The organism is Porphyrobacter sp. LM 6 (genome assembly GCF_001720465.1).
GTDB lineage: Bacteria > Pseudomonadota > Alphaproteobacteria > Sphingomonadales > Sphingomonadaceae > Erythrobacter.
Genome location: NZ_CP017113.1, coordinates 1,077,307 through 1,102,017, shown reverse-complemented (window position 1 = coordinate 1,102,017; position 24,711 = coordinate 1,077,307). Strand labels below are relative to the sequence as shown.

Genomic DNA, 24,711 nt, shown 5'->3' with positions numbered 1-24,711 from the left:
CCCGTTTGAGTGCGACCAACAATGTCCTCATTTGGCATGCACCGTCAGCGGACTAGGCGCGCAAACCTTGACGTGGAAAAAATGGTGTCTATTTAGACAACATGAAACACTTGCTTAACAGTTCAAAAAACGCCTCGCTAGGTGATTACCTTCGTCAGAAGCGCGAAGCACTGGCGGTGGGTAACCGAGCGTTCACGTTGCGCCAGTTAGCCATGCGCTGTGGCGTAACGCCTGCATATCTCTCCCGCGTTGAGCGTGACGAGGTCGCGCCGCCAGGTGAGGATACACTACTCAAGCTGGCGGATGAGCTCGGAGAAGATGCCGATGTCCTGCTGGCCATGGCCGGAAAGATATCAGCCGACCTCCGACAGGCGATCCTCTCTCGCCCTAAACTTTTTGCGGATTTGATCCGCTCAATCAAATCCATGCCTGACCAAGCGGTGCTCAAGATCGTGCGGGATGTGCGTGACGGTCAATGGTGAAAGGAAGTTCAATGCCAACACTTGAAGATGATGACCTGGTTTTTCGCTTCCCAAGCATTGAACCTGATGCGCAGTTCTCGATCAGTTTCATGCGCACGTTGCGTATCCCAGACACCGATCAAACTTACTTTTTGCCGCCAGGGTTGGGCACATTTCCGCTCCGTCATGTTGAGGACTACGCTGAAAATCTACCCGGCCATACCTTAGATCGCGGCGGAGTGATTATGCCCATGTGGCAAGCTGAAGCCATGTGGATGAACTTCGACAACGATGGTCCAGAATGGTCCGATGGCAACTCGATGGAGACCGGGTACGGTCTCCCGGTTGCGGTTAAAATTGCGGCTGGCAAAATCAACGCGGTGTCGGGTGAGAGTTGGCGCCCAGGCCTCCATCGTGACCCTCAGGATTACGTAGTATCGCCATCCCAGCCTTGGTTGGACGGATTTGCGATTGAGAAAGGTGTAATCCGACAATTCGTCGCTATGCCTCTTGGCGAGGGTTATTCGGTTGAGGAGCAGCTCACACAAAACAGTGAGTGGGGTGGCGTGCAAATATCGGTCACGCCACTCAAGACGTCGGTCTGGAAAAGGATAAAGGAATCCAGACGCAATGCGATGCTTATGGATGCTTGCATGAGCATGTGCTGCGAGAGCGCGGAGATGGGCCTCGGAGCAGGCGGGCGAATGCACCAAGAGATCTATGAAGATAATTTCGCTCTTGAGGATTGGGACTGGGAGGCAACCGAACGCGTGTTCGTCTCGCTTATTCATGCGAAGGACTGGAAGGCAGTCACTGGCGAGGCTGCGCGGAATGAGCCGCCAACAGCAAAAGACTACACTGAGGCGGGGCTCCCATGGTTCGATTACTATGCAAAGGACCTTGCCGCTCTGCCCGGGAGCGCAGCACTGGCTGGCGTGAAATCCATCGCGAACGTTTTCACTGATAAGACGGGAGCCCAGCTTGTTGGTTCATCTGACATCCAGATCGACAAACCCGTCGTCCTTGCCCCCAATATTCCGGAGCCAAGGCCTGTCAGATCTTCGAGCGGTTGGTAACGGAACCAGGCCTGCGACGATTTCTGTGCTTACCTAACAAGGTCCGGCAGCCAGCGATCAAGCAGGCCTGAAACGTATTTCTTGTCGAGCATATGGGCACCTCCAGGCACGACCGTTACAGGAATCCCTGTGAGTTCACCGAAGCATTCGACCTTAGCTGGTTCACTCTGCCAATCTAATTCGCCAACGTGAATTTCGCAGTTAGTGGGTTTGGTGAGTTCACCCTTTTGCGCAAGTTCTAGGAGCCGCTCGGCGAATGGCGGTGAGAACCTTGGGCCATTCCCTGGGGCAGCAGTGGCCCCAATGATAGGGGAGAGCAGCAGGACCTTGCCGGGAAATGGATCCTGGAGTGTTTGCGCATGCAGGTAAAGATATGCGCCAAAGGAGTTGGCAACGACTAAGGCATCCTCCCTCCAAAACCCCTGTTTAAGGTCTTCGGCGATCGCCTGGATCTGATCTGAAAATCTTAGCCGCTGGAACTCTCCGAACAGCTGGCGTCCGTAAACGACGAAGCCCCGGCTTTGGAGAGCTAAGCCAAGCCCCTCATCTACCCTGCCGCCGCGCCCGGGTAGGTAATAGATCGCCTGGTCATCGGAGCTCACTGCCCATCGCTCCGGAAGACACTCGTTGCGGAGCCAACAATTTCACTCACCCATTCAGGGACAATCTGGCTTGCAGGCCCCAACCTCATTGCAGAGAAGTGTTCTGCGAACTCAGGCCGCTCCAAATTGAGCAGAAGCCTCTTAGCTCCCTGGGAGCCAGCTTCCTGAGCAAAGCCCGCCGCGGGGAAAACGGTCCCTGACGTGCCGGCGGCGACGAAAAGATGACACGTTTTGAGGGCCGCTTGAATTTGCGGCAGCCCTCTGGGCGCTTCGCCAAAGAAAACGATGTCCGGCCTTAGCGCCTCCAGCTGGCAGATTGGGCACTCCCGGCTATCCTCAAGGGGCCCGTGCCTAACCATCTGAAAGCCGCATTCCATGCAAAAGGCAGAGTTCAGCCTTCCATGCATATGAATGAGATTTTTCGATCCAGCACGCTCATGGAGGTCGTCGACGTTCTGGGTGACAAGTAAGAAGTCGCCATAGGAATGTTCGCGCCAATGTTGCTCAAGAGCAGCTAGCGCTCGATGTGCTGCGTTGGGCCGGGCTCGAGCGGCTAACGATTTTCGTTCATCGTAAAATTGGCAAACTCCGTTCGGATCGCGGGCGAAGGCATCCGGGGTGCAAACATCCTCGATGGCTTGATCAGCCCAGAGGCCATCTGCAGCTCTGAACGTTGCCAAACCGCTTTCGGCAGATATTCCCGCCCCTGTCAGCACAACCAGGTTCACGACCGAACCACCATCAAACACCCTTCATTTCATGCTCAGCACTTAGACAACGGGGGCTATGTTAGCTCGCCTCTAATTTGTCGGCTCTTGGGCTGAATTCTGGCTGGGCGTCAACTAAGACAGAGAGAGCTATGACCTCAATTGACACATCTAGGAAGCCTAGCCCGTTGCGCGAAAACTGGAGCCGCTCCATAGATGTAGGTGATTTTCGGCTCAAAGATTGGCTCACTCATGTCTGGTTATCTTCCTCTCCCTCAATCCTTATGGAGCGCGCGCGACGCGGCGATTGGCAGCCTCTGTAATGGCACGGCAGACCCTTCAGCTGAGAAGGAAATAGAGGCCTGGCTGGATGAGGATGGCGCAGATGCATTTTACGAGTTTGGAGATGCCGCACTGGGGACGATGCATTCCCTCGAAGCCGAAGATGCGGAAGTTAGGGATCGGCTTGAAATCGAGACTGAAAACCCAATTACTGACGTGGATCGTGCGGCCTACGCGCGCCAGGAAGTCGAATATGCCCGGTCAGAGTTTTATGGGCCTTACCTAGAAGGGTACCCGATCTCGGATCGGCTCGGAAACAGCGCGGTCCTGGCTGCAAAATCATACTGCTGCGGGCAAGGTGGCTGGGAGTTCGAATGGTTCGGTCTATTTTTAACGCCTGAAGCCGCAATCAAAGCAGCGGTCGATCAGGGCTTCTTCGTTGACAGCTGGGTGCCTGAAGGCAGGCGGATAGAGGATTACATAGATGAGGAGTTGGCGGCTTTCGTGGCTGGCTAGAATTCTCATACGGACTGATCCGGATTTGGAACGTCTTGCACCAGCAGCAGAAAGTTGGTATCAGACGCAAGTCATCAAGAGTTGGGTCGACACCCACGCCAACCTGCCGATCCGGGCAAGGTGGTTTTGCGAAAGCAGATGTGGCTCCTCGGAGCAACGAAGCGGAAGCCGTGTCGACCCTCCGTATGGAGGGTTTTTTTATGCCTGTTTCTGAAGTGCCGGCAGAACTGATCGAGGCCTACAAGCGAACGCAGTACCTAGTGCACACCAAAGACGGCATCCTGGCACTTCGCGTCGGCCAGCCGTCCAATGAATTGGCCGATCTGATCCATGCAGCGCAAGCTGTCAGCGGCACATTCATAACGGCTGAAAATCCTTTCAGCGAGGCTCTTGCCGCAGACGAGAACAAGGCACGACAGGCTCACCTTCGCGAAGATTTAGTTGGCCTTGGGGCGGTGGTTATCGACGGGGCTGGTCAGGGCAATGATCCCAGCTGGCCCGCTGAGGCCAGCTATGCGGCGATTGGTATTAGCTTGGAGCAGGCGTGTGAACTGGGCCGCAAGTATCAGCAAAACGCGATCATATGGTTCGATGCCAGCGGAACGCCCGAGTTGATCGTTCTCCGCTGATTTTCTGAAATAGGTCTGGCCCACCCACGGGCTGGGGGGATTTGTTCCTGATTGCCACCCCCGACGTCGTCGAAATGGCTAAAACCGGAGGCCTTCCATGTCGGTTTTCAATGGTCTGTTTACGTCGGAATCCGTGTCCGCTGGACACCCCGACAAGCTTTGCGATCGGATTTCCGACGCTATTCTTGACGCATTCCTGGAGCGCGACCGTAACGCCCGCGTCGCCTGCGAGACATTCGCGGCCAACGACAAGATCATCGTTGCCGGCGAGTTTCGGACTGAGCGGGTGGAAGATTTCAAAGCCGTTCGCGCTGCCGCTCCTGGGATTGTGCGCCATGCCCTTCAGCAGATCGGCTACGGCTCCGATCAGTACGATATTGATCCAGCCACCTGCGAGGTCGAGGTCCGCTTCAATCACCAAAGCCCTGAGATCCAGGCCGGTGTCGATGGAGGCGAAACGACTGGCGCCGGGGATCAGGGCCTTATGTTCGGTCATGCGGTGGACGAAACAGATGCCCTGACACCTCTGGCTTGGTCGCTGGCGTCGGATCTGATCCAACGGGCAAGCACCCTCATTGTTCCTGGTAGCGGTGTGTTGAAACCCGACGGCAAGGCCCAGGTGACTGTCCGCTACGTTGATGGCGTTCCCGTTGGGATCGATACCGCCGTGCTTTCCTGGCAACATCGGCCGGACATCTCGATCAAAGAAGTCCGGGAATACCTCGACGCCGAGGTGCTCGATCATGTGATCCCGCTCAGCCTGCGCACTGATAGCTTCAAGGCGTTTCTCAATCCCGCTGGCCCCTTCACCGTGGGTGGCCCCAAGGGCGACACCGGTCTTACGGGCAGAAAGATCATCGTCGACACCTACGGCGGTGCATGCGCTCATGGTGGCGGCGCCTTTTCCGGTAAGGACCCCACCAAAGTTGACCGCTCTGCGGCCTACGCGGCACGCCATGTGGCAAAGAACATAGTCGCTGCAGGCTTGGCTAAACGCTGCACCGTGCAGCTGGCCTACGCCATCGGCGTAGCTGAACCGGTATCCGTCAGTGTGGAAACCTATGGTACCGGAGCTGCACTAGACACCGAGATCTCAGCTGCGGTTGAGGCCATTTGGGATCTGACACCAGCGGGCATAATTCGAGATTTGGATCTGCTGCGCCCCATTTACACAGGGACTGCAGCTTTGGGCCATTTCGGGCGCTGGAAATCCTCCGAGATCTATCGCTGGGAAAGGGTGGATCGCACAGTACAGTTGCTTGAAAAGTTGGGAGGGCGTTGAAATGAGCTATCCCTACTGTTCAGCAGTGCCTTCCGGCCCGCACATCACCGCCCGGTTCCCTGGTGGATGGAACGGAGCTGGCGGCATGGTCTATAATTTCAATCATGCTTTGCACCGGCAGGCGGCTAAGTGGTACATCCGCCGTTATTATAAGCAACATGGTGACTGGCCGCGCGGCGAGCACACCTTCGAGGTGACCCATGGTAAAGGCGAAGGCTTCGACGTCCAGACGCCGATCGGCACGAGCTCTGGGACGAGAACGGTCACGATGACGTTTGAGGTCTACCTGCATGGCGATCCTGACGGGGCCACTCGATCAAATCTCAATGGACTGTTGTACGCAATCCCAATCTGAGCAGGACTGGAGGCGTGCCAGTTGGAGGCACGCCTCATGCTCAAAGTTTCATGGCAATTTTCGCTACCAGCGGGAGCTCACTTAAACTTTTTCAATGAAAATTCGCAATCGGTAGGCTGGGGCTCTTCAAAATCGTAACCCTGCCGGAAACGTGTCACGCCCTCCAGCATAGGCTTCTGACCTGCATCAAGAAGGGCAAGACCATCTTTGTGGATCTTAGATTTAAAAGTCCCCTTAATCGTAAATTTATACCTAGTTTCGCTTTGCATCTCAACAGAGATACCCCCTTCAATCGCCTCATTATCTCCTACATATATAATGACCGGACAGATGGGTTCATCTGGGTTTTCAATCCTAAAATTGATTGTGCACTTAGGATGTCCATATTCTTCGCAAATCTTCTCATTTTCACGACTTTTCCACTGATCTGAGACCCAGCCCACCTCAGGAAGGTCTACTTGGATTTCGCAGTCAGCTTTGACGAATATATTTGGCATTTTCCCCTCCGCATCTAGGCCCGTGATTAGGGCGAATCTCTTTTCAATCTGAGATGGGCAATAGCAACTCTGACGGAGACCAACCAGGCTTGACCTAATTTCTGATTTGAGGAAAATCGTTAATCCGATTGATCCTCAGCAGCAGTATCTCACACGACATTTCGCGCGTCCGGTTTTGTCGCTTTTGCCTCTATGTGGCCGTGAAGAGAGCCATTGCCGACCGGGAAACGACGACAAATGCGGCCGCATTTTTCATCGCGCACTGGCGACTAACCCAGTTCACGCTAAAAGACGCGAATTGGAGGCGGAAAGAATGAGGGCTAGAGTGTGAGCATCAACAGATTTCCACCTGAGATACACGGCGAACTCGGGTATTATGTCTACAGGCTGATCGATCCGCGTGACGGAACGACATTCTATGTAGGGAAAGGCAAAGGCAATCGAGTTTTTGCCCACGCTGACGACGAGCTCGCAAGTGACTACAAAGACGCGTCGGAGGATGATTTTTCTCTGAAACTACGAACCATCAGAGATATTCGAAACACTGGCCTAAAACCGCTACATGTTATCCATCGGCACGGCTTGTCGGAGGCAGAAGCCTTCGTAGCCGAGGCTGTGCTCATCGACGCGACACCAGGCCTAACGAACTTGGTGGGAGGGCATGGCTCCAACGATCGAGGCCCTTGCGCTCCGGAGCAATTAGTTTTGCGTTATAGAGCAGACGTCATGGAGATTGACCCCCAGCACAAGGTTATCGCGATCAACGTTAGGAGATCAGTCCAAGAGAGGCCTAACTATTATCATGCCGTTAGGTGTGCATGGCGTATCAATGTGTCGAGAGCGAGAAAAGCAGACTTAGTGTTTGCCGTGGTTGAAGGCATCTGTCGCGCCGTATTCGTCCCGAACGATTGGGTAGATGCCACAATCGCCAATTTTCCAGACCTAGAGCAGGATATGGTTGGCCGATACGGGTTTATCGGCGAACCCGCAGATCAAGATACGGAAGGACTGTACTTGGGCAAGCGATTGCCTCTTGTTCTGCAGCGTCGAAAGGGCATGGCCAGCCCAATTCTTTACAATTATTCGTGAGCGCAATTTAAAAGGAGCTTTCGGCAACATAATCCTAGTTAGAAAGAAATTGCCTTTGAGATCTGAGAAATTTCATCGATTAACTCTTTTGGACTAACTGGCTCAATTGAACCAGACCAAGTGCACAAATGCATCGCCAACTCCCTGAGGCCACCAGCCCGAAATGTGATGAGCAGTGAGCCGTCTGTCTCTTCTAGCAAGACCTGTTGGGTGTGAAAGCGCCATTGTTTGGCCAGCTCTGCCGCCGTCGGCAGCACCCTTAATGCTATCTCATATTCCTCTCCGCGCCAGATGCCGAAGCTCTTTGACATCCATTGGTCGATATCAAAATCAGCAGGCACGGTGCCTTGACGGTCACTAACATTAACAACAGCCATTCGGTCCAGCCTATAGAATACGGGGGGATCATCCCGCTCAGGCAGCTTGCCGATTAGATAACTTATCGATCCATGGACAACGCCATAAGGAATGACCCGCCGCCACTCGGCGTCACCTTTTCCTTCGGCCTGATAGTCGAACTCCAACATCATGCCCGCCATGATCGCTTGTTGGACCGCAGCGAGTGTTTCCGCCGCGATCGGTATGCCAGGCCCAGCGGGGATAAAGATCCTTTGGGCTCGCGTAAGGGCCTCGAGGTCCGGGGCTGTCCTGGTGCGCGTTGGCCCATCAAGGGCGCCCCTGATCTTGTTTAGCAGGCTAGCTAGCACATCAGCTTGCGCGTCTTGTGACGATCTACGGTAGCCGTCGACTTCTGCTTGAAGTGCCGCGAGCTCAGTCGGTGTCGGCTTGGTAAACATGCGCCCTAGCTTGCCAGCTATGCGCCACCGCTTAGTCCGACCTTCACTCATTGGCTCTAGGTCGAAATGCATCATGATAACATCCCGCATCCGCTCTGCTGTGCGGCGGTTGACCCCTACATGCTGCGCCATTTCATCCAGCGTCAGCCCCTCAGGTTCATCAACCATGGCGTGAACCAGAGACAGAAGCCGATCTAATTTAGCCATACGGTGGGTCATTGCGAGCCAGATCCCTCCGGAATTAAAGCATCTTGCTGCTGCCGCCTGAAAGCGACGAGAAGCGGTAGATGAATTTTTTGTTGGGCCGAGGATTGGTCAGTGGGCCAGTGAAAACCCAAATCTCATCACCGCTGATCTGAACGCCGTGCACCTTCTCTGCGTTCGGGCGAAGGTTCATGCAGGGGATGTAGCGGGTCATATTTTCGCCGGGACGAATGACCTCAAGGCGGTTCTTGTCCTCATCGTATTGCGCATAGCCTTGCATTCCTCACTCTCCTTTCGCGACAACCACTCGTAGAGCGGCTTGCGACAGATTTGGTCGCGGGGCATGCGGCCTAGTTAGCTTATTGCGCGACCAAATCTGTCATACATGCGGGGTGCTGAAAAGCCTGAAAGCGACATGGGCGACCATATTTGTCGTCGATTGGGCTGGCCATTTTCAGATCTGAATATAATCTGGCGAGTAGGAAGGGGATCCGACGTGCATCTGGGGGTAACAAGTGGGCTAAAACCCCACAGCGGGCTGACAATTCAGCCGAGATTTCATGATGTTTGATCGGGTCTACCTGAGAATCGGTTCTGGTCCGATTGCTGGCTGCCAGCCCCTGACGGTTTCATTGCTTTCTAGTCTCTATGCGCTTCCGGCCTTCCCGGAAGTGTCAGTTCGGGACACGCTAATGCGGCACATCGAAGACGCTCCATGGTCAGAGAGCTTCGGGGTTGCGCCTGAGCAAACCGCTGCTGCCGTAAGTGCGATGCTTACCGACGTGATGCTCGCTACAACTGACTTCGACGCCACTAAAATCGATCTGAGCACGCTCCCCCAAAATGAACGAGCAAAGCTGCATTTGGACTCCTTGGTTGATCTCTGGAAAGCGGTTCCAGATGTCATATCGGCTGAGATGCGGACCATTCAGGCTTTTCTGCAGTGCTCTGCAAATGATGCACTCCAACAGGTCCAAGTCATTTGGGATCGAGATTCTATCCGCCTTACAAGCCTGGAGCGCGCTATCGTCGAGCGCCTTGAGGGGCATCACGGTGCAGTGCCGGATAACGACCCTGACTATCTGAGGCTGATCGTTGACCCCAAAATTTCTTCAGCACCCCCGGGCAGCCTGCTAGGACACATCCAGCGTCATATCTTTGATGCGTCTGCGACACGAGTAGAGGACGATGAAAGCCTAGTCGTCCTGTCGGTTCGCGACAGCCTCTCCGAGTGCGAGGCTGCGGCTGCCATCGCCCAGAATTGGTTGGCGAAAGACGCGAACCTCAACGGCAGTGAAATCGGGATCATCGTTCCTGACATAGGGGACTACTCTTCCTACTTGGCCGAAGCCTTTGCTCACGCTGGGCTGGCTGTCTCTTCGCTGCCCAGCGGCTCAACCCGTCGCAATGTCGGCGCAGAGGCTGTCCTTCTCTTTGTCCAATGTCGGCGCCGTCCTGCGCCTGCTATGGCTCTTGCCTCTCTATACGCTTCACCCATCCTTTGCTGGCCCAAGGAGACGGGGTACCATCTGGCCACCAGGGTCATGGATGGTGATTTCAGCCCAAAATTGAGCAAAGAGCTCAAGGGCAAATCTGCTGAGCTTTATGAACTTATCCGATCTGCATCGCCTGCGAATGGCCGAGAACTAGCAAGTCAGCTTCGGCAGTTTGGGAAGCTGCTGTCGGAAGATGAGGGCATCATTGAAGACGTCTGGGAGGCCCGAAACCAGATTACCCGGCTAGCCATGTCCCTTGAGGGTGCGGCAGATAGAAGTGAGCCAGATTGGGATGTCATCTTCAAGACCGCCGGGCTCTACCAAGAGCCTGCGGCCGTGAAAGGCACATACTATCTTGGCGGTGTCAGCGTCCTTCGGGCCAGTGACACGCCGTCCAGGAAGTACCGAAAGTTGATCATTCTCGGCTTCAACGACGGTAGCTATCCGCGCCCCAGCTCCGGGACCCCCTTCTTTCTCGATAGCGAAATTGCGCTCATTGAAGAGAAAACAGGGCTCTGCTTGCCGTGCCAGCAGAAGCAATTGCGGCAGGGGCTCGAGCTCTTTGAGACACAGCTGAGGTCAGCATCCGAGCAGGTTATCACTCTCTATTCTGAACGCGACAGGTTGGGATCGTTTCTCGCACCGTCCTCAAGCTTGCCTTTGCTCTCTCGTCTGGTTGAGGGTATAAAAGAACCAGCGGACTTCGTGGCTCCTTTGGAGCGAGGCGATGGCACTGCATGGGACCGGCTAATCACCTGGCGTTCCAAGCCTGAGGCTGCGCGAGTTGAGCCTAAGGTCATTCCAGAATTCTATGAGCTTGATCGGAACCTGCTGATGCTCAGGCAAACGCCTGAGGGTAAGCCGCGCCCACAAAGCCCCAGCAGCCTTGAAACGCTGCTCATCAGTCCTTTGGCTTGGGTTCTGTCAGAGCTTGGTGCCCGCCACGTTCCTTGGCAGCCGGAACAGCTGACTGTCGCCCTTCGCGGTTCGTTGGCGCATGAAGTTTTCGAACGCCTGTTCGTGCCTGATCAGCCGATCCCAACCGATGACGAAATCGACAGTAGCGTTCCGGAGCTATTGGCCGACCGGATCCGAGCCATTGCTCCGTTCCTTCAGGCATCAACCTGGAAGGTTGAGCAGCAAGCTCTAGAAGGCGAGATTTTAAAATCGGCCAAGCACTGGGCCCTGGTTCTGAAATCGCTTGGAGCCACGTTGATCGGCAACGAGTTCTGGCTCGCGGGCGAGATCCTTGAACATCCTGTCCACGGTAAAGCTGACTGCCTCATCTGCCTGCCCGATGGCTTGCCTCTCATTGTGGATTACAAAAAAAGCAGCACTGGCGGACGCCGAAACAGACTGAGAGCCCAGTGGGACTTGCAGGTGGATCTGTATCGTAAAATGTCTGTGCGAACCAATGACCGCTCGACGTCAGACGAACTCAAGGTCGCAGCTTGCCTCGAGGCGTGGAGCGGCCGTCCAGCTGTCGCCTATCATCTGCTCAACGATGGCGGTGTCCTGATCAATGGCGCGGATGGCCTTGATCCATCTTTTGTAGAGGTGATTGAAGGCGACATCGCAGAAAATGCAAATGGCCAGCTCCAGTCTAGGTTCCAGCACCTTCGCGCGGGGCGCATGGAAACCAATGCTGCAGGCGACGAGAAATTTTATAAGAACAAGGCTTACTTGGGCGTTTACGCGCTGAGCTCCAGCCCGCTGATTAAAACTTTCATGCGCGAGGACGGCGAGGCAGCTGGTCCCTCGGGTGGAGCGACCGATGAATAATCTCTCGATTGTTCCTGCCGGGGCAGGAGCTGGCAAGACGCATCACATCCAGGAAACCCTGACCAAGTGGGTGCGTGAAGGCACCGTTCGGCCAGAGCGGATCTTGGCTGTGACGTTCACGGAAGCTGCAGCGGGTGAACTGCGCCAGCGTATTCGAGCGGCCCTTATCCAAGATGGCAACCTCGAAGCTGCTCTCGCGGTTGATCGGGCCTATGTTTCTACAATCCATGGTCTCGGCCGCCGGCTTCTCATCGAGCATGCTTTTGCAAATGGTGCTTCACCTCAACAGCGCCTGATCGCGGAAGATGAGCAGGATCTTTTAATCCGCCGGGCCATTGAAGAGAATGAAGATCTCAATGAGATCACTAGGAACCTCGGTGCCTATGGCTATCGCGCCAATTTCGGCTCTGATGGCAGCCAAGAAGATAGCTTCCGGCGCAATCTCTTGAACGTCATTGCCATGCTGCGGACTTTGGGGCCCCGAGGCTCAGACAGCAAAATGGCTGACTATGCCGAGGCGTCAATCCGGGCTGGCTATGGACTGCCTGACGGAGACAGTCCCACTCTAGCAAATCGCCTTAAAACTGCGATCGACAACTTGCTCACGCAGTTCCCGCAATCTTTGGCGGGGCTCATGAAGAGTGATGCCGCGCAGAAGGATTTTCGCAGTAACTTCTCCGATCTGAGGAAGGCTCAGAAGTCGCTCCAGGATGGGAAGGATGACTGGCGCCTGTGGCAGAAATTGAGAGGCCTCAGGCTTTCCAAAAGGGGCAGCAATACCCCTGACGGATACGATGATCTTGCTTCAGCCGTCATATCGGCAGCCGACCGCTTGGCCAACCATCCGGGGCCGCTCGAAGATGCGGTCAGCCATGCGCGCGCCCTGGTCACAGGGGCTCAAGCTGCGATGGCTGATTATGAGGATCGTAAGCGCCGTCTGGGCGTGATCGACTTCTCTGACATGGTTACCAATGCCGCTCAGTTGCTGTCTGACAATCCCACCGTGCTCAATGCGATCATGGCAGAGGTAGACTGTGTCATCGTTGACGAGTTCCAGGACACGAACCCGATCCAGTTCACGTTTCTCTGGAACCTTGCGCGCTTGGCCAAGCATGCATTGATCGTTGGCGATACCAAGCAGGCGATTATGGGCTTCCAAGGTGCCGACCCCCGCCTAAGCGAAGCCCTTACCAAGAAGTTCAAAACGAGCCCGCTTGACCGGAACTGGCGCTCTGACGCCCGTATCATGGACTTTGTGAATGCCCTTGGGCTGCGCTTGTTCGGATCCGACTATACAGATCTGACACCTCAAAATAAGGCAGGCGATGACACCGCTATTGAGGTGATAACGCTCGCTGAAAAGCGGAGTAGCCGAAAGGGCGGAAAGCCACAGCATTTCGTTGCGGATCGGGTGCTATCGCTGCTCACAGATGAGCAAGTTACTATTGTTGACCGATATTCGAAATTGCCGCGTCAGTTGGCGCCCAAAGACGTCGCGATCCTGTGTCCTACTCATAGCCTATGCCGTGCTTATGCCGGAGCGTTGCGGGCACTAGGGATCGACGTCCGGGTGGCTGAGGGAGGCTGGTGGAATAGCCCGGTTGTTCAAGCCGCCGTCTTCGCATTGCGCTATGCAACGGACCCGCAGGACACCCATGCAGCAATCTGCGCGGCAACGTTGGGACCATCCCAGGTCTCCTTAGATCTAGCCTTGCGGGCGATCGCTGATAGCGGCCGGATTGATGTGCCTGAGCTGAATGCTCTCGAAGCTCTTTCTGAGACAGCCTCTACCAGCCCCGTCAATCGCCTAGTCCATGACATGATAAGGGCAACGGGCCTTCGTGAGTGGTGCGAGCACCTTGACGATCCGCTACAAATGCGGGCCGATTTGTTGCGTTTTGAGGCTGAGGCTGAAGCCTTTTTGCAAGCACACAGAGACATGCGGGAGGCATCTGGTTTTTACGGCCAAGGTCCGCTTGTTTTTCTGGGCTGGCTGGAGAGCAAAGTCAGCAACCCTGACGAAGACAAGCGGCCTAACCCTTCAGGCATTGAGGCCGACGGAGTGGAGGTTGTCACCTGGCATGCTTCAAAGGGCAGAGAATGGCCTGTGGTCATAGTCTGCGGCCTTGATGATAACCGGAACCCACGAGTTGGCCAGTTCGGCACGGTATTCCCGAGCTTTGATGATCTCGATCATGTCATTGACGGTGCCAAGATCAACTATGCGCCGAAGTTTGCTGCGCCTGAAGCCTCCGATCGGTTTTTGAAGGGGCTATGGCCGGAAGCGGAGAAGACCTGCCATCGTCTGCTCTATGTGGCCTTGACCCGTGCGCGAGATAGGCTTGTCATCGAATGGCCTGTCTTAGGCGACCCCAAGGATGGCGAGCCTCCGATCACAGCTTATGGAGTGATGGTCGACGAGTGCGCGCTCTCCGTTGAGGGTAATCAGATAAAGATAGGGGAACGCGGGTTCTCCGCCCGCAATCTCATATGCTCGGCAGAGCTGCCCGGTTCGTTCAATGAGCCTCGAACAGATAAGGGCGGCTCCAGCTCCCGAAACCGATCGCTTCGTCACTCCATAGGACAAGCGCCGAGCCGTGAATATCAAGCTGTTGCAGGCCCCTCGAGTGCCACTATTGCACTCCGAGCGCTTCCAACAGAACTCGAGACCATTGCGCTAGCCCCTGGCCATCAAGTCAGCTCTGACGAGCTGCAACTGGCGACTGAGAAAGGTACCTCTATCCATGAGGCCTTCCGGATTTTGCTATTGCGCCCCGACATGAAATCGAAGGTCGGCCCTCACTGCCGACTGACGGAGCTGGATGTCGATGCTTTGGCTGCCCAGGCACAGGGGCTGCACTCGAGGTTGTCGTCGCTAGGCTTCCCGACCCTCCATGTTGAACAACCGCTTGAAGTCAGGCTGACCGATGGGGGAGCTTTGACGGCAATCATTGACCTGTTGGCCGAAGGTGAGGCCGGCTACATGATTGTGGATCATAAGAGCGGTCCGGTTCCAGACCACGAGCTGCGTTTCGCATCCTACTGGCCTCAGTTGTCAGCTTATGCTGATGCTATCGATGCTTTGGGCGGCAAGCCTGTCGTTGGTGTGAGCATTTTCTGGACGAATAGCGGGGAAATAACCGTGGCGAGGCTTATATAACGACCACTTTTGTCGCAATCATGAGTAACGCAGATTGAAGGACTGAGGCTGCTACAGACTTGTTTAAATAGGAGACTTTCGAATGGCATCCGTGAAATTCAAATTGGTGATTGAGGTTGATGGCGCCGAGTGTTTCAATGAGGAACTAGGTTCTGAATGTGTAAGCGGCCTTACCGGACGTCTACAGGATATTGAGGAAAATAAGGACCTTTTTGGGTATCTTGCCCAGTGTGCATCCTCGGAAGTTCGCACAGACATCGCCTACAAGGACAATTTGAACGAAGAAACCGTCGAGCTGCTCTCGCAAGACGCTTCTATTGAAGTGCGCCGTAGACTGTGCGGTCAGACACCCTTCCGAGAATGGGCATCAACCGAGCTTCTTCTCGAGTATATCGGCGCAGACATTGAATGCGCCAAAACCATTGCTGGCAGCGTTGGGGACTACAATAATGCGGATGCCAACAAGGTGGCAATTGAGCTGTGCAAACATTCCGACCCAGATGTCCGAAACGCATTGGCCGGAAGCTGGGGTGCGCCGAAGAAGTTTGTGAAGCAATTGCTCTCGGATCCGGATGCCAGTGTTCGTGCTTCAGCGAAAAGAACGCTCGACTGATCTGATTGTGAGAGGGCCCCCCCCTCTCACGCGATAGGGATGGAATATGAGTTCAGCAGACGTTTGGGATCACGGTGTCGCAATTAATCTCGCAAATTGGGAGCGATATTCTGCCTCCCAGGACGAGGGAGATGCCTGTTTGGTCGCTGAGATTTGCGCTGAGATACAGCATTCAGGTGAGTGCCTGATTACGCGCGGATATGTCCTGCAGACTTTCTCTCAGTCCTTCAGGAAGGGCGTTATAGCCTCGGTGATATGGGGCTATCCTAAAGGGAGATTTCCTGGCGGGAGGTCATTTTCCGGTATCTTCTCGAGGTCTGAAGAGCTTGCCATCACGCTTACAGGCCTAAGGCGCAGAGAGCCGATGGCTGCCCGGGATATCTGCAGTCAGTTCCAAGGGTTTCCTGGGCTTGGCCCGTCGACCTACACTAAAATGCTATACTTCGCTGGCATTGAAGCCGTCGAGGGACCCTGTCTGATTTACGATCAGATGGTGATGCGGGCCATTGCTGAAAGCGATGAGCCTTCCTGGGCGGATATCAAGGCCGAGCTTGGGTCATGCCGATATCCAAATGGCAGATTTAAAATGTATGCTCGGGGCACCCAAGAGGGCACTTACGGCGGATATCTGCGAGCCGCGCATGGTCTCGCGACTGCGGCGAGGAGCGCGGAGTCAATTGAACTTGAGCTGTTTATGCAGGCACCGCGGGGGCGGCCAACACAGCACCGGCAAGTATGATGCGGGTGGATGACAGAGTTTTAGGCCAGCGCGTCAGCGCTATGTAATTTGAATTGGGCAATTAGGGGATCAAGAAAATGTCAGTTTCGGATGTCGTGCAAAATTTCAAAAATATTGAGCGATCCAGCAGCTGCTATATCTACCCGAATATACCCCCAAAGAAGTTGAAAAACTGCATTGAGTCTTACTGCTTTTCTGGATCACAAGTAGATTTCCTTTTGGATGATACGATTTGGGGTTCAGCAAAAGACGGAATGGCGATTTCAAATGGAAACCTGTATTATAAGCAAATCGGAGAAGGCCCAAAAGTACTAGACCTCTCAACGGTAAAAAAATTCACTTATGAAAAGCGCATGCTCGGTAACATCGAAATATTTATCGATGGCATGCCATTTTTGACCGTAACAGGTTTCGACAAGGCATATCACGATATTTTATTAGATATGCTCAATGCTTGCGCTGCAGAAGCCTGTGGAGCATCTAAGCCTGAGGAAACTCCAAAGCCTAAGGCAAAATCGAAAAAGAAGGCTATTGAAGATCCGATAATAGAAAGTGAGACAGTCCAGTGTGCTGGGTGCGATGCGCTGCTCCCAAAAGATGCTAAGTTTTGTCCCGAATGCGGAACGAAAGTGCAGGCAAGGGGCATTTGCGGTGAGTGCAGCGAGGAATTGCCCGAGGCTGCGAAGTTCTGCCCGAAGTGTGGAGCGAGTTCTGGTGTGCAGAAGGCGCCAGTGGAGCCTGGAGCTAACCTGAATGCGCTGCGGGAACAGCTTTCTGAATGGCTGGCCGGGGCAGAGCAAGAGGCCTCGATCGATAGCGATGGCGATATGTCGTTCCGCATCAATCAAACCAAGCCTGACTTTGCCTCCGGATATCGCGCCTGGTCGACGAAATATGACATAACGGTCAGCTCAGAAGGAAAGAGCGAAGAGCAGACCGATACCGCCTGTTTTAGCCCCGACGATGATTTTTCAGTCGGCAGTCCTTACTGCCGTGTCGGCAGGTTGGCTTCTGCCCAGTACCAAGGAACCATCAACGCATCCTTCTTTGTGCTCAAGAATGTTGAGGTCCATGCGATCGAGCTGAAAGAGGGCCAGCTGCAGATCCCGAAGATCGGTTCGAATAAGATCAGCATTTCGAGCCTTACAGCCCGCAAGGATGACGACGGCTCCTTCGGGGTTGAATACGAACTGAGTGCGTATCCCGGCCATATCGTGAGCTTTGAATTTTCGTCCGAGAAGCCTGAGGATGATGCCAGCGCTTGGGGTCGGTTTGAGGAAGAGCCCACCCAAACGGGCACGAGCTGGCTATGGGATGTCAAACCTGGCCAGAAAATCTATCTGACGTTTGGTGAGTTTGAGCCGCTGGTAGACGGCGTGCAGGCCTCCTTCAGTGGCGAAGCAAGGCCGTCTGAAGGGAGCTATGAAAGCCACGAAGCCAGCGATAGCTCTTGGTCGGACGACGTTCCTTCATCTGGCAATGAAGAGGTCGACACTATCCTCCAGGCCGCAGCAGAGCGCATGCTGGAGCTCGACTGGTTCGAAGACAGCATTACCAATGGCGGGAGTATCCAAAAGCTTGCGCTATTTCTGACCGGAGAACCCGACGAGTTCACAATAACAGCCCGAATGGGGGTGGCCGACCGGCAAGACGAATTGGATGAGGATGAGTTGCAAGAGACGCGGTCAGCGATTGACACCTATTTTGACCTCAATGACGTCAAGGTGCAGCTCTCCTCCCAAGGGTATGATTGGAGTGGGCTGGCCGGCATTGAATGTGAAATTTCATTGCTGGAAGGTGAAAACGGGGGCTCACGGGGCTTCGGTGGCCAAGGATCCGATAGCGGCGATGGTGTGACTGGATATTTCGAATGGCACATGTTCCGCGGATCAGTGAACATCGATGACATGGAAGATGAAGACGAGCGAGATGCCGCAGAGCAGGCGGCAGTGTTTGTCGAGCAAGGTGACCAAGAAGGCGCGCTGCAAGCGCTTCCGGCGCTCTGGTTTGAATATAATATGGACAACCTGGACAGCTCTCCAGACGAGTTCATGCCCAGCAGCCAGCAAGTCTACTTTGAAGCCAACTATGCCAATCCGGATCACGATATCGTTCTAGATTACGAGGACGGCACGCTCATCGTAACCGCCACAATCCGGTTCCCGATGCAGGTCAATCCTGGCGTTGATGAGGATGAGATAAATGACTGGCTCAGTGAAAACGGCGGCTATGCGGCTGGTTTCCTGAGTGCGAATTGGTCCTACAACGGTGATGAAGGCGGCCACTTTGTGTTCCGCGAATTCGCCGATGAGGAGGGCTATGAGGAAAGCTCATCGTTTGAAACTGCCGATTTCCGCTCTGAGGCTCTTCAAATCGTAAGGGATACCCTCGCCAGCTCGAACGGTGTTACAGTTTTCATCGCAGAAGAGGCAGGTCAGGACCTACTGGATGAGCTCGTTCAGGAGCTGATCAGCGATGGGGCGCTGTGCGTTACAGTCGATGCCGGTCAGAGCATGATGGACTATGTAGCACCGCTCTTGGAAGTGGAGGATGGACACACTGCCATTCTGAATGGCGTCCAGAACATCTCTGAGGAAGTGATCGATGATTTCCTCCGGATCGTGTGCGATCGGGTGCTGGTTGGAACCATCGGAGAGGGAGATGCAGCCCGCAGTTTTGAAACAGCAATCCCTCAGTTCAATCTCGTGCTCGTTGATCATGGAAGTGACGATCTGAACTTCGGGACACTGCGAATGCGGCAGGCATCCCAATTGGTCGTCACTGATGACCAGGTCCTCACTTTGGACGGATCGTCTGATGGCGCTAGCCAAGATGATGATGACGGATCCGCCATTCCTGGCGAGGTCGAACAGTACATTCGGCTCAATGACGACGGTACTGTGAGTGCCGTTATCGTCTATACGGCCATCGAGGATGACAGCGGCAACGTTGTGATCCGCGGCGCCTATTACGGTTATTGCGGTGGCGGCGTGAACGACGGGGGGTATTTCGTCATTGATCATGAAAACGGTGATGTGCGCGCGCTAGAGTACAGCGACATTGACGAGCTTGAATCTGACGATCCCGAACTAGCGAGGATCTATAACTCGCTGATGCAAGAGGTCTGGAAGCTTCTCTCAGAGGATGATGGCGAACTAAAGCTATCTGCCGAAGGAGAGAATCTAATGGCCGAGGCCGATGACACGGAATGCTGCATGACCTCGGGTTTCGATGGGGATGCATTGGATGAAGTTTCGCAGCTCTGGCACATGACTTTGCATTTCGAGAGCTGAGCGTGCCTTCAGATACCAGCTTGCCGATTGTGATAGGCATCTCGAGCCGGGCTCTGTTCCGGCTCGAGGATGAAAATGCGATTTTTGAGCAGGAAGGAGTTGAGGCTTACCGGCAGCACCAACTTGATGCAGAAGAAAGCCTGCTCGAACCAGGCAGTGCATTTCCTTTGGTTCAGGGCCTATTGAACCTCAATGAAGCGCCTTCGAAGCCGCTGGTGGAGGTGGTGATCATCTCCCATAACAGTCCAGAACTAAGCCTCCGAATTTTCCGCTCAATAGAGGATCACGGCCTGGATATCCGACGCGCGGCTTTTACGAGCGGAGCCTCAATCGGACCATTTCTGGAAGCATTTGGCGTCGATCTCTTTCTCTCTCGTGACGCCGCAAGTGTTGTAGAAGGCCTAGAGCGAGGGATAGCGTCGGCGCATCTCTACACTCCCCCCGAAGGCTTCACTCCTGATGAGCAGCAAATCCGCATCGCTTTCGATGGAGATGCTGTGATCTTTTCGGCTGAGGCAGAGCGTATTTATCAATCACAAGGGCTCCATGCTTTCACCGAGCACGAGCGGGAAAAGGCCAAGGAGCCATTGCCTGAAGGTCCGTTCGCTAATGTGCTGAGGAAGCTGGGTGCCCTGCGTGCGCAACCTAATGTTGGGCCAGCGCGCCTTTCTTTCGCCTTGGTGACAGCCCGGAGCGCGCAAACCCATGAGAGGGTGATCAGAACCTTGCGACAGTGGGGCGTCACCCTAGATGCCGCATTTTTTATGGGGGGCTCGCCGAAGAAGCATCTTTTGTCTGCATATAAGCCCCACATCTTTTTCGATGATCAAGACGTGCATTGCGCGCCGGCCGCGCAGATAACACCCGCAGGAAGGGTGCCATCGATAGACGTTTGACCTTGCCATCCATACGACCACTTTTGTCGTTAAGCTAGCATAGGGAGGTTGCCGATTTTCAGTGCAAGGCACTAGAGGAAGTGACCTGCCCCCCGAAAGTTCCCTCATTCTGATGTAGAGTCTGCCACGAGAAGGAGCAGACGTAATGAGGAAGAGCCGTTTCACCGAGGCGCAGATTATCGGGATGATCAAGGAGCAGGAGGCCGGGCTGCCGACCGTGGAGGTTTGCCGCAAGCACGGGTTGAGCACGGCAACGTTTTACAAGTTGAAGGCGAAGTACGGCGGCATGGAAGTATCGGATGCCCGTCGCCTGCGTCAGCTTGAGGACGAGAACGGCAGGCTCAAGCGCCTGTTGGCCGACAGCATGCTGGACAACGCGATCCTCAAGGACCTGTTGGGAAAAGTCTGACGACGCCAGTCCAGCGGCGAGACGCGGTGCTTCGGGTGTTGCGGGATTACGAGATCTCGCAGCGCCGGGCCTGCGGGCTGATTGGTGTCGATCCCAAGACGGTCCGGCGCGAACGCCCGCCGGACCACAGTGTCATTCGCGATGCGATGAAGGAGGTTGCCGGTAAGCGCCGCCGTTTTGGCTATCGCCGGATCGGCGTCATGCTGGAGCGCCAGGGAATGATCATGAACCACAAGAAGCTTTACCGGCTATACAGGGAAGAAGGCCTGTCGGTGCGCCGTCGGCGTGGCCGCAAACGGGCGCGGGGCAGCCGAACGCCGATGCCTTTACCGCTGCGTCCTGGCGTACGCTGGTCGATGGACTTTGTGTCAGACACCTTCGGTGCGTCGCGCAAGTTCAGGATTTTGGCGATCAATGATGATTGCTGCCGGGAGAACCTGTGCTTGGTGGCAGATACCAGCATCTCCGGCGCCCGGGTAGCGCGTGAACTCGATACGTTGGTGCGCCTCTATGGGAAACCGGCTTGCATCGTCAGTGACAATGGGACCGAATTTACCAGCCGGGCGATCCTGGAATGGGCCGGCAAGAACCAGATCGAATGGCACTACATAGATCCGGGCAAGCCCCAGCAGAACGGGTTTATCGAGTCCTTCAACGGCTCGCTGCGCGACGAACTGCTGAATGAGGAGTTGTTCGACAGCCTGGCCGATGCCCGGCGCAAACTGGCCATCTGGCGCTATGACTACAACAACGTCCGGCCGCACTCATCGTTGGGGAACCGAACTCCGGCACAAGCGCGTCGGGCGTTCCTGCATGATGGAGGCGTCACACCCGACGCGCTTGTGCCGGTGCAGGGACCGTCGTATTTAACCGCTGGACTCTCGTTATGACTGAGGGACGATCGGGGGGCAGGTCAGAAGGTAACCCCTTATGACAGAAATAATTCCTGAATGTGACGTCACAATTGCGACGTTTGCCGATGTACTCAATGCTGCGGCCATCGATTGTACGGTAGAGAAAGGGGGAGATATCTACGTCACAACCTTCCTGTTCAATTTCTGGATTTCGATTGATGAAGAACGTAAGTTTGTGCGATTTTATTCATATTGGCCTGTGGCAGTCGATACTCCCGAGGACAGGATCTATCAGTTCGTCAATGACTGCAACGACAGCCTGATCCTGGTTCAATTTAGTGTGACGGAGGATAGGCAGCGGTTCTACGGTCACTACATGATGCCCTATAGAGAAGGTCTAATAAAATCGCATATTTTACGGATGGCCCGGCTCTTTTCAGAACTCTTTCACCAGGCTGTGGAACATAAAGATACAGAGGACTTGCTGGGAGTTGAGAGTCTGGATGCGTGCGCATCGATCCCCGACGCAGCCGAGAGAGGCGCGGTTCATTAATGACAATAGCAATTGAGGTGCCAATGTCGCCTCATGCCCATTGGGCGCTGCCTCAGAGGCCAGCTGCTGGCGCTACAGCTCGGGGATCCGTGCTGTCCCGCAGGGCTCAGTCACTCAACAACAGGGTAATACGGCTTGCCCCAATCATGGTCCGGGTTGTCCATCATAATGTTGATAAAAACAGGTAGCAAAACCCCTAAGAGCGCCGCCCCATCCTTAACCTGTGACCTGTTGACACTACTGTTCCACGTCGCGCCACCGTGGATCAGTTGGTTACGTAAGACATATAGCCGATCAAAAAGGACCGACAGTATCTTAGCCGTGTCTTTGCGGGCGATCGCACCGTTAATCGCACGCTGACTTGTGGACATGCGATCAGCCCAATCTTCATATCCTGGCACACCGTTCTGGTGCTTCCAAAAAGCCAAGAAGATGTGACGGTTTGCGATTAGAATCCTGATTTCTTGAGGAAATCTCTGCCAGACTGCTTGGTAGACCCTGTCGTCAGAATCAAGCCGAACAACTGCCTCGAAAAAGGTCTGAAAGACGCCTCGCTCGCTCTCGGTGTCACGCTCAATGTCCGCAGCGTAGGCGGCGTTGAAACCGATCCAAAGCAGAATGAATCGAATGTCGGGATCGTTAGTTTCAGCTTCCGCGCGACCTAGCCAGCTCAGCGCTCTATGCACGCGCAAACCCAAGCCCTCAGGAAAACTGCCGCGATTGGCCCTTTGCTTCTCTTTTAGAGCCGCAAAATTACCGATCGGAGGGATTTCTGGTTGATGAGTTTTTGCCATTCTTACCCTCAACCCTCCTGCGCCATCGATCCTCTCATCTCCATCAGTCCAGCAATTTAAGCAAGCGGCGCGGTCGTATCAGCTCGATGCGATTGCTTTATCAACTTCGTGGGGCCTGAGAGCGTCCCTCAGGGTAGGATGTCGAAAGTAGCTCAGCTTCGGCAGATTTCCGCATCGGATCATATGGTCTGCCATATAAGTGTCCTCTTTTGGCATACCCCAGCTATACCGCCCTGATTGTTCTGCTAGAGGCACGGCATCCGTTTGGGGCAGATTGTAGGGGGTAGATGTGAAGAGACTGGGCTTAGCCGTAGCACTTATATTGTGCCCTTTGCAGGCTCAGGCTCGTACGCCCTCAGCAGACGAAATCCTGGATCAGGCGAATCATTACACCGTCAAGGTGCGACGTGTCGGCTCGATTGGCTTCAATGAAGATGAGGGTACATCCGCCCATGCGACTGGATTCTTAGTTGATCGTGCCCGAGGGTGGATACTGACTAATGCGCACGTGGCTAGTCGTTCGCCAGTCACCCTTACGGTATCTTTCAAAGCGCAAAAATATATCACTGCACGGCGGGTTTTCGTCGATCGGCTGACTGATGTGGCCGTTCTGGAAATTGACCCCAAAGATATTCCATCAGACGCCGCCACGGCTGAACTTCAATGCAACGCAATGCCGCGCGTGGGAACTCCGGTAGCGATTTTTGGCCATCCCGGAAGCCTGTCCTACACTGCAACGCGCGGCATAATTTCCAGTATCTCCTGGGTGTTCCCGACCGAGATCATTCAGAGCGATGCGACGGTGAATGGCGGCAATTCAGGCGGGCCGCTAATTGATCTGTCGACAGGCAAGATTGTCGGCATTGCGGCGGCAAGCTTTCGCGACACAAACGACGATCATTCAACAGCAGTCTCGTTTTCCGAGCCCATACCGCCGGTCTGCCAGATCCTCGATCTGCTGAAATCTGGACGCGATGCGCGCTACCGGCAATTACCTGCGGCCTACGCTACAGCCGAGGACGATGATCGCCCCATTGTCGCAACAGTGTTTGACCCTACTTCGGGTCTTGAAATTGGCGACCGCATAGTTGCGGTCAATGGGCGCGGCGATGTCCGCAACACGTCAGACCTTGCCAGCAGGCTCCGTGGCAATGAAGGAATGGTCAATGTGACCGTTCAGCGGGATGGACGAGAGGTTGCTTTGAGCTTGGCGACCCGTGTGATGCCCGAAATCACCCAAACCAAATCGATCGAGCTTTCAGGACTGGTGATTTCCAACCAATGGAAACTGGATAGCGCGGAATTCCAGCACGAAGGCTATCTTTTCATCGATTTTACGAGGCCAGGCTCCGAAGCCGAGATGACCGAGGCATACCCCGGGCAGCACCTTGTTGCCGTGAACAATCGAACATTCACTGACTTGGACCAGCTTTTTAACTACCTCCAAAACCTTCCAGCAGAGAGCGACATTGATTTGATCCTCAAAGCGGCAGCTAGCGAGCAACCCTTCTATCGTCAGTATCATTTGGTCACACTGCCTCGTGGCGAACCACGTTGGCTTGAGGCTGCTCGGCCTGCTGACGATTGACGCCGGGCATTAGCATGCCATTTAGGGACATATATGA

At 54.7% G+C, this 24,711-nt stretch carries 22 protein-coding genes and 1 riboswitch; of the genes, 16 read left to right on the top strand and 6 right to left on the bottom strand.

The window, feature by feature from the left end:
• The first annotated feature begins 101 nt into the window (after window positions 1–101).
• Both BG023_RS05330 and BG023_RS05325 read left to right on the top strand, forming a co-directional pair.
• Complete coding sequence (locus BG023_RS05330; protein ID WP_069309535.1) at window positions 102–482, top strand: helix-turn-helix domain-containing protein; 381 nt, start codon at window positions 102–104, stop codon at window positions 480–482.
• A gap of 11 nt (window positions 483–493) precedes the next feature.
• Entirely contained in the window at window positions 494–1,537 is a 1,044-nt protein-coding gene (locus BG023_RS05325; RefSeq protein ID WP_150122795.1) for a hypothetical protein, read from the top strand.
• Window positions 1,538–1,566: 29 nt separating this feature from the next.
• On the opposite strand, the gene BG023_RS05320 is transcribed toward BG023_RS05325, so the two are convergent.
• Complete coding sequence (locus tag BG023_RS05320) at window positions 1,567–2,139, bottom strand: hypothetical protein (protein WP_069309533.1); 573 nt, start codon at window positions 2,137–2,139, stop codon at window positions 1,567–1,569.
• The gene (locus BG023_RS05315; protein WP_083234560.1) at window positions 2,136–2,867 is read right to left on the bottom strand and encodes an NAD-dependent deacylase; all 732 of its coding nucleotides are present in this window, start codon (window positions 2,865–2,867) and stop codon (window positions 2,136–2,138) included. The genes BG023_RS05320 and BG023_RS05315 overlap by 4 nt, the downstream gene beginning before the upstream one ends.
• Window positions 2,868–3,098: 231 nt before the next feature.
• Between BG023_RS05315 and BG023_RS05310 the strand changes: the two genes are divergently transcribed.
• From BG023_RS05310 to BG023_RS05295, 4 genes are all read left to right on the top strand, one after another.
• The gene (locus tag BG023_RS05310; RefSeq protein WP_069309531.1) at window positions 3,099–3,644 is read left to right on the top strand and encodes a hypothetical protein; all 546 of its coding nucleotides are present in this window, start codon (window positions 3,099–3,101) and stop codon (window positions 3,642–3,644) included.
• Window positions 3,645–3,710: 66 nt separating this feature from the next.
• A riboswitch (SAM-I-IV-variant riboswitch) is annotated at window positions 3,711–3,815 on the top strand.
• A gap of 29 nt (window positions 3,816–3,844) precedes the next feature.
• Window positions 3,845–4,273, top strand: coding sequence for a DUF3293 domain-containing protein (locus BG023_RS05305; RefSeq protein WP_069311147.1), 429 nt, complete (start codon window positions 3,845–3,847; stop codon window positions 4,271–4,273).
• Window positions 4,274–4,370: 97 nt separating this feature from the next.
• Complete coding sequence (gene metK, locus BG023_RS05300; protein ID WP_069309530.1) at window positions 4,371–5,555, top strand: methionine adenosyltransferase; 1,185 nt, start codon at window positions 4,371–4,373, stop codon at window positions 5,553–5,555.
• Between the two features lies 1 nt (window position 5,556).
• Complete coding sequence (locus tag BG023_RS05295) at window positions 5,557–5,910, top strand: hypothetical protein (protein WP_150122793.1); 354 nt, start codon at window positions 5,557–5,559, stop codon at window positions 5,908–5,910.
• 77 nt (window positions 5,911–5,987) lie between these two features.
• Here the strand turns inward: BG023_RS05295 and BG023_RS14680 are convergent, their stop codons facing one another.
• Window positions 5,988–6,407, bottom strand: a complete 420-nt coding sequence (locus BG023_RS14680) for a hypothetical protein (protein WP_150122792.1) — start codon at window positions 6,405–6,407, stop codon at window positions 5,988–5,990.
• Window positions 6,408–6,734: 327 nt separating this feature from the next.
• Between BG023_RS14680 and BG023_RS14450 the strand changes: the two genes are divergently transcribed.
• On the top strand, window positions 6,735–7,496 hold the full coding sequence (locus BG023_RS14450; protein WP_083234558.1) for an LEM-3-like GIY-YIG domain-containing protein: 762 nt from the start codon (window positions 6,735–6,737) through the stop codon (window positions 7,494–7,496).
• A 38-nt stretch (window positions 7,497–7,534) separates the two neighbouring features.
• Here the strand turns inward: BG023_RS14450 and BG023_RS05285 are convergent, their stop codons facing one another.
• Together BG023_RS05285 and BG023_RS05280 are read right to left on the bottom strand one after the other, a co-directional pair.
• Window positions 7,535–8,512 carry a helix-turn-helix transcriptional regulator gene (locus tag BG023_RS05285; RefSeq protein ID WP_083234557.1) on the bottom strand — a complete coding sequence of 326 codons (978 nt, stop codon included), beginning with the start codon at window positions 8,510–8,512 and terminating at the stop codon, window positions 7,535–7,537.
• A gap of 22 nt (window positions 8,513–8,534) precedes the next feature.
• Window positions 8,535–8,777, bottom strand: a complete 243-nt coding sequence (locus BG023_RS05280; RefSeq protein ID WP_069309526.1) for a hypothetical protein — start codon at window positions 8,775–8,777, stop codon at window positions 8,535–8,537.
• Window positions 8,778–9,057: 280 nt separating this feature from the next.
• Between BG023_RS05280 and BG023_RS05275 the strand changes: the two genes are divergently transcribed.
• The 8 genes from BG023_RS05275 to BG023_RS05235 all read left to right on the top strand — a co-directional run bounded on the left by BG023_RS05275 (window position 9,058) and on the right by BG023_RS05235 (window position 22,292).
• The gene (locus BG023_RS05275) at window positions 9,058–11,775 is read left to right on the top strand and encodes a PD-(D/E)XK nuclease family protein (RefSeq protein ID WP_083234556.1); all 2,718 of its coding nucleotides are present in this window, start codon (window positions 9,058–9,060) and stop codon (window positions 11,773–11,775) included.
• Entirely contained in the window at window positions 11,768–14,935 is a 3,168-nt protein-coding gene (locus tag BG023_RS05270; RefSeq protein WP_069311146.1) for a UvrD-helicase domain-containing protein, read from the top strand. Before BG023_RS05275 ends, BG023_RS05270 begins: the two co-directional genes overlap by 8 nt.
• 82 nt (window positions 14,936–15,017) lie before the next feature.
• Entirely contained in the window at window positions 15,018–15,548 is a 531-nt protein-coding gene (locus BG023_RS05265; protein WP_069309524.1) for a HEAT repeat domain-containing protein, read from the top strand.
• Between the two features lie 46 nt (window positions 15,549–15,594).
• Window positions 15,595–16,287 (top strand): 8-oxoguanine DNA glycosylase OGG fold protein, encoded by a 693-nt coding sequence (locus BG023_RS15205; protein ID WP_442956779.1) that lies wholly within the window; start codon window positions 15,595–15,597, stop codon window positions 16,285–16,287.
• Between the two features lie 77 nt (window positions 16,288–16,364).
• Window positions 16,365–19,580, top strand: coding sequence for a zinc ribbon domain-containing protein (locus tag BG023_RS05255; protein ID WP_083234554.1), 3,216 nt, complete (start codon window positions 16,365–16,367; stop codon window positions 19,578–19,580).
• 2 nt (window positions 19,581–19,582) lie between these two features.
• Complete coding sequence (locus BG023_RS05250) at window positions 19,583–20,476, top strand: 5'-nucleotidase (RefSeq protein ID WP_069309521.1); 894 nt, start codon at window positions 19,583–19,585, stop codon at window positions 20,474–20,476.
• 145 nt (window positions 20,477–20,621) lie between these two features.
• Window positions 20,622–21,775, top strand: a protein-coding gene (locus BG023_RS05240; protein ID WP_233993080.1) for an IS3 family transposase whose coding sequence is annotated in 2 segments (ribosomal slippage) — window positions 20,622–20,880 and window positions 20,880–21,775 — 1,155 coding nt in all. Because the reading frame shifts where the segments join, the coding sequence is not laid out codon by codon here.
• A 40-nt stretch (window positions 21,776–21,815) separates the two neighbouring features.
• Window positions 21,816–22,292, top strand: coding sequence for a YbjN domain-containing protein (locus tag BG023_RS05235; protein WP_069309519.1), 477 nt, complete (start codon window positions 21,816–21,818; stop codon window positions 22,290–22,292).
• 110 nt (window positions 22,293–22,402) lie between these two features.
• Here the strand turns inward: BG023_RS05235 and BG023_RS05230 are convergent, their stop codons facing one another.
• Window positions 22,403–23,086, bottom strand: a complete 684-nt coding sequence (locus BG023_RS05230; protein WP_069309518.1) for a HEPN domain-containing protein — start codon at window positions 23,084–23,086, stop codon at window positions 22,403–22,405.
• A 289-nt stretch (window positions 23,087–23,375) separates the two neighbouring features.
• On the opposite strand from BG023_RS05230, the gene BG023_RS14445 reads away from it, so the two are divergent.
• Entirely contained in the window at window positions 23,376–24,674 is a 1,299-nt protein-coding gene (locus BG023_RS14445) for a S1C family serine protease (protein WP_083234553.1), read from the top strand.
• Window positions 24,675–24,711: the final 37 nt, after the last annotated feature.

Bases quoted from the DNA above. Each gene is read 5' to 3' on its own strand.
- BG023_RS05330 (WP_069309535.1), top strand. From the start codon at position 102: ATGAAACACTTGCTTAACAGTTCAAAAAACGCCTCGCTAGGTGATTAC.
- BG023_RS05325 (WP_150122795.1), top strand. From the start codon at position 494: ATGCCAACACTTGAAGATGATGACCTGGTTTTTCGCTTCCCAAGCATT.
- BG023_RS05310 (WP_069309531.1), top strand. From the start codon at position 3,099: ATGTCTGGTTATCTTCCTCTCCCTCAATCCTTATGGAGCGCGCGCGAC.
- BG023_RS05305 (WP_069311147.1), top strand. From the start codon at position 3,845: ATGCCTGTTTCTGAAGTGCCGGCAGAACTGATCGAGGCCTACAAGCGA.
- metK (WP_069309530.1), top strand. From the start codon at position 4,371: ATGTCGGTTTTCAATGGTCTGTTTACGTCGGAATCCGTGTCCGCTGGA.
- BG023_RS05295 (WP_150122793.1), top strand. From the start codon at position 5,557: ATGAGCTATCCCTACTGTTCAGCAGTGCCTTCCGGCCCGCACATCACC.
- BG023_RS14680 (WP_150122792.1), bottom strand. From the start codon at position 6,407: ATGCCAAATATATTCGTCAAAGCTGACTGCGAAATCCAAGTAGACCTT.
- BG023_RS05285 (WP_083234557.1), bottom strand. From the start codon at position 8,512: ATGACCCACCGTATGGCTAAATTAGATCGGCTTCTGTCTCTGGTTCAC.
- BG023_RS05280 (WP_069309526.1), bottom strand. From the start codon at position 8,777: ATGCAAGGCTATGCGCAATACGATGAGGACAAGAACCGCCTTGAGGTC.
- BG023_RS05275 (WP_083234556.1), top strand. From the start codon at position 9,058: ATGATGTTTGATCGGGTCTACCTGAGAATCGGTTCTGGTCCGATTGCT.
- BG023_RS05270 (WP_069311146.1), top strand. From the start codon at position 11,768: ATGAATAATCTCTCGATTGTTCCTGCCGGGGCAGGAGCTGGCAAGACG.
- BG023_RS05265 (WP_069309524.1), top strand. From the start codon at position 15,018: ATGGCATCCGTGAAATTCAAATTGGTGATTGAGGTTGATGGCGCCGAG.
- BG023_RS15205 (WP_442956779.1), top strand. From the start codon at position 15,595: ATGAGTTCAGCAGACGTTTGGGATCACGGTGTCGCAATTAATCTCGCA.
- BG023_RS05255 (WP_083234554.1), top strand. From the start codon at position 16,365: ATGTCAGTTTCGGATGTCGTGCAAAATTTCAAAAATATTGAGCGATCC.
- BG023_RS05235 (WP_069309519.1), top strand. From the start codon at position 21,816: ATGACAGAAATAATTCCTGAATGTGACGTCACAATTGCGACGTTTGCC.
- BG023_RS05230 (WP_069309518.1), bottom strand. From the start codon at position 23,086: ATGGCAAAAACTCATCAACCAGAAATCCCTCCGATCGGTAATTTTGCG.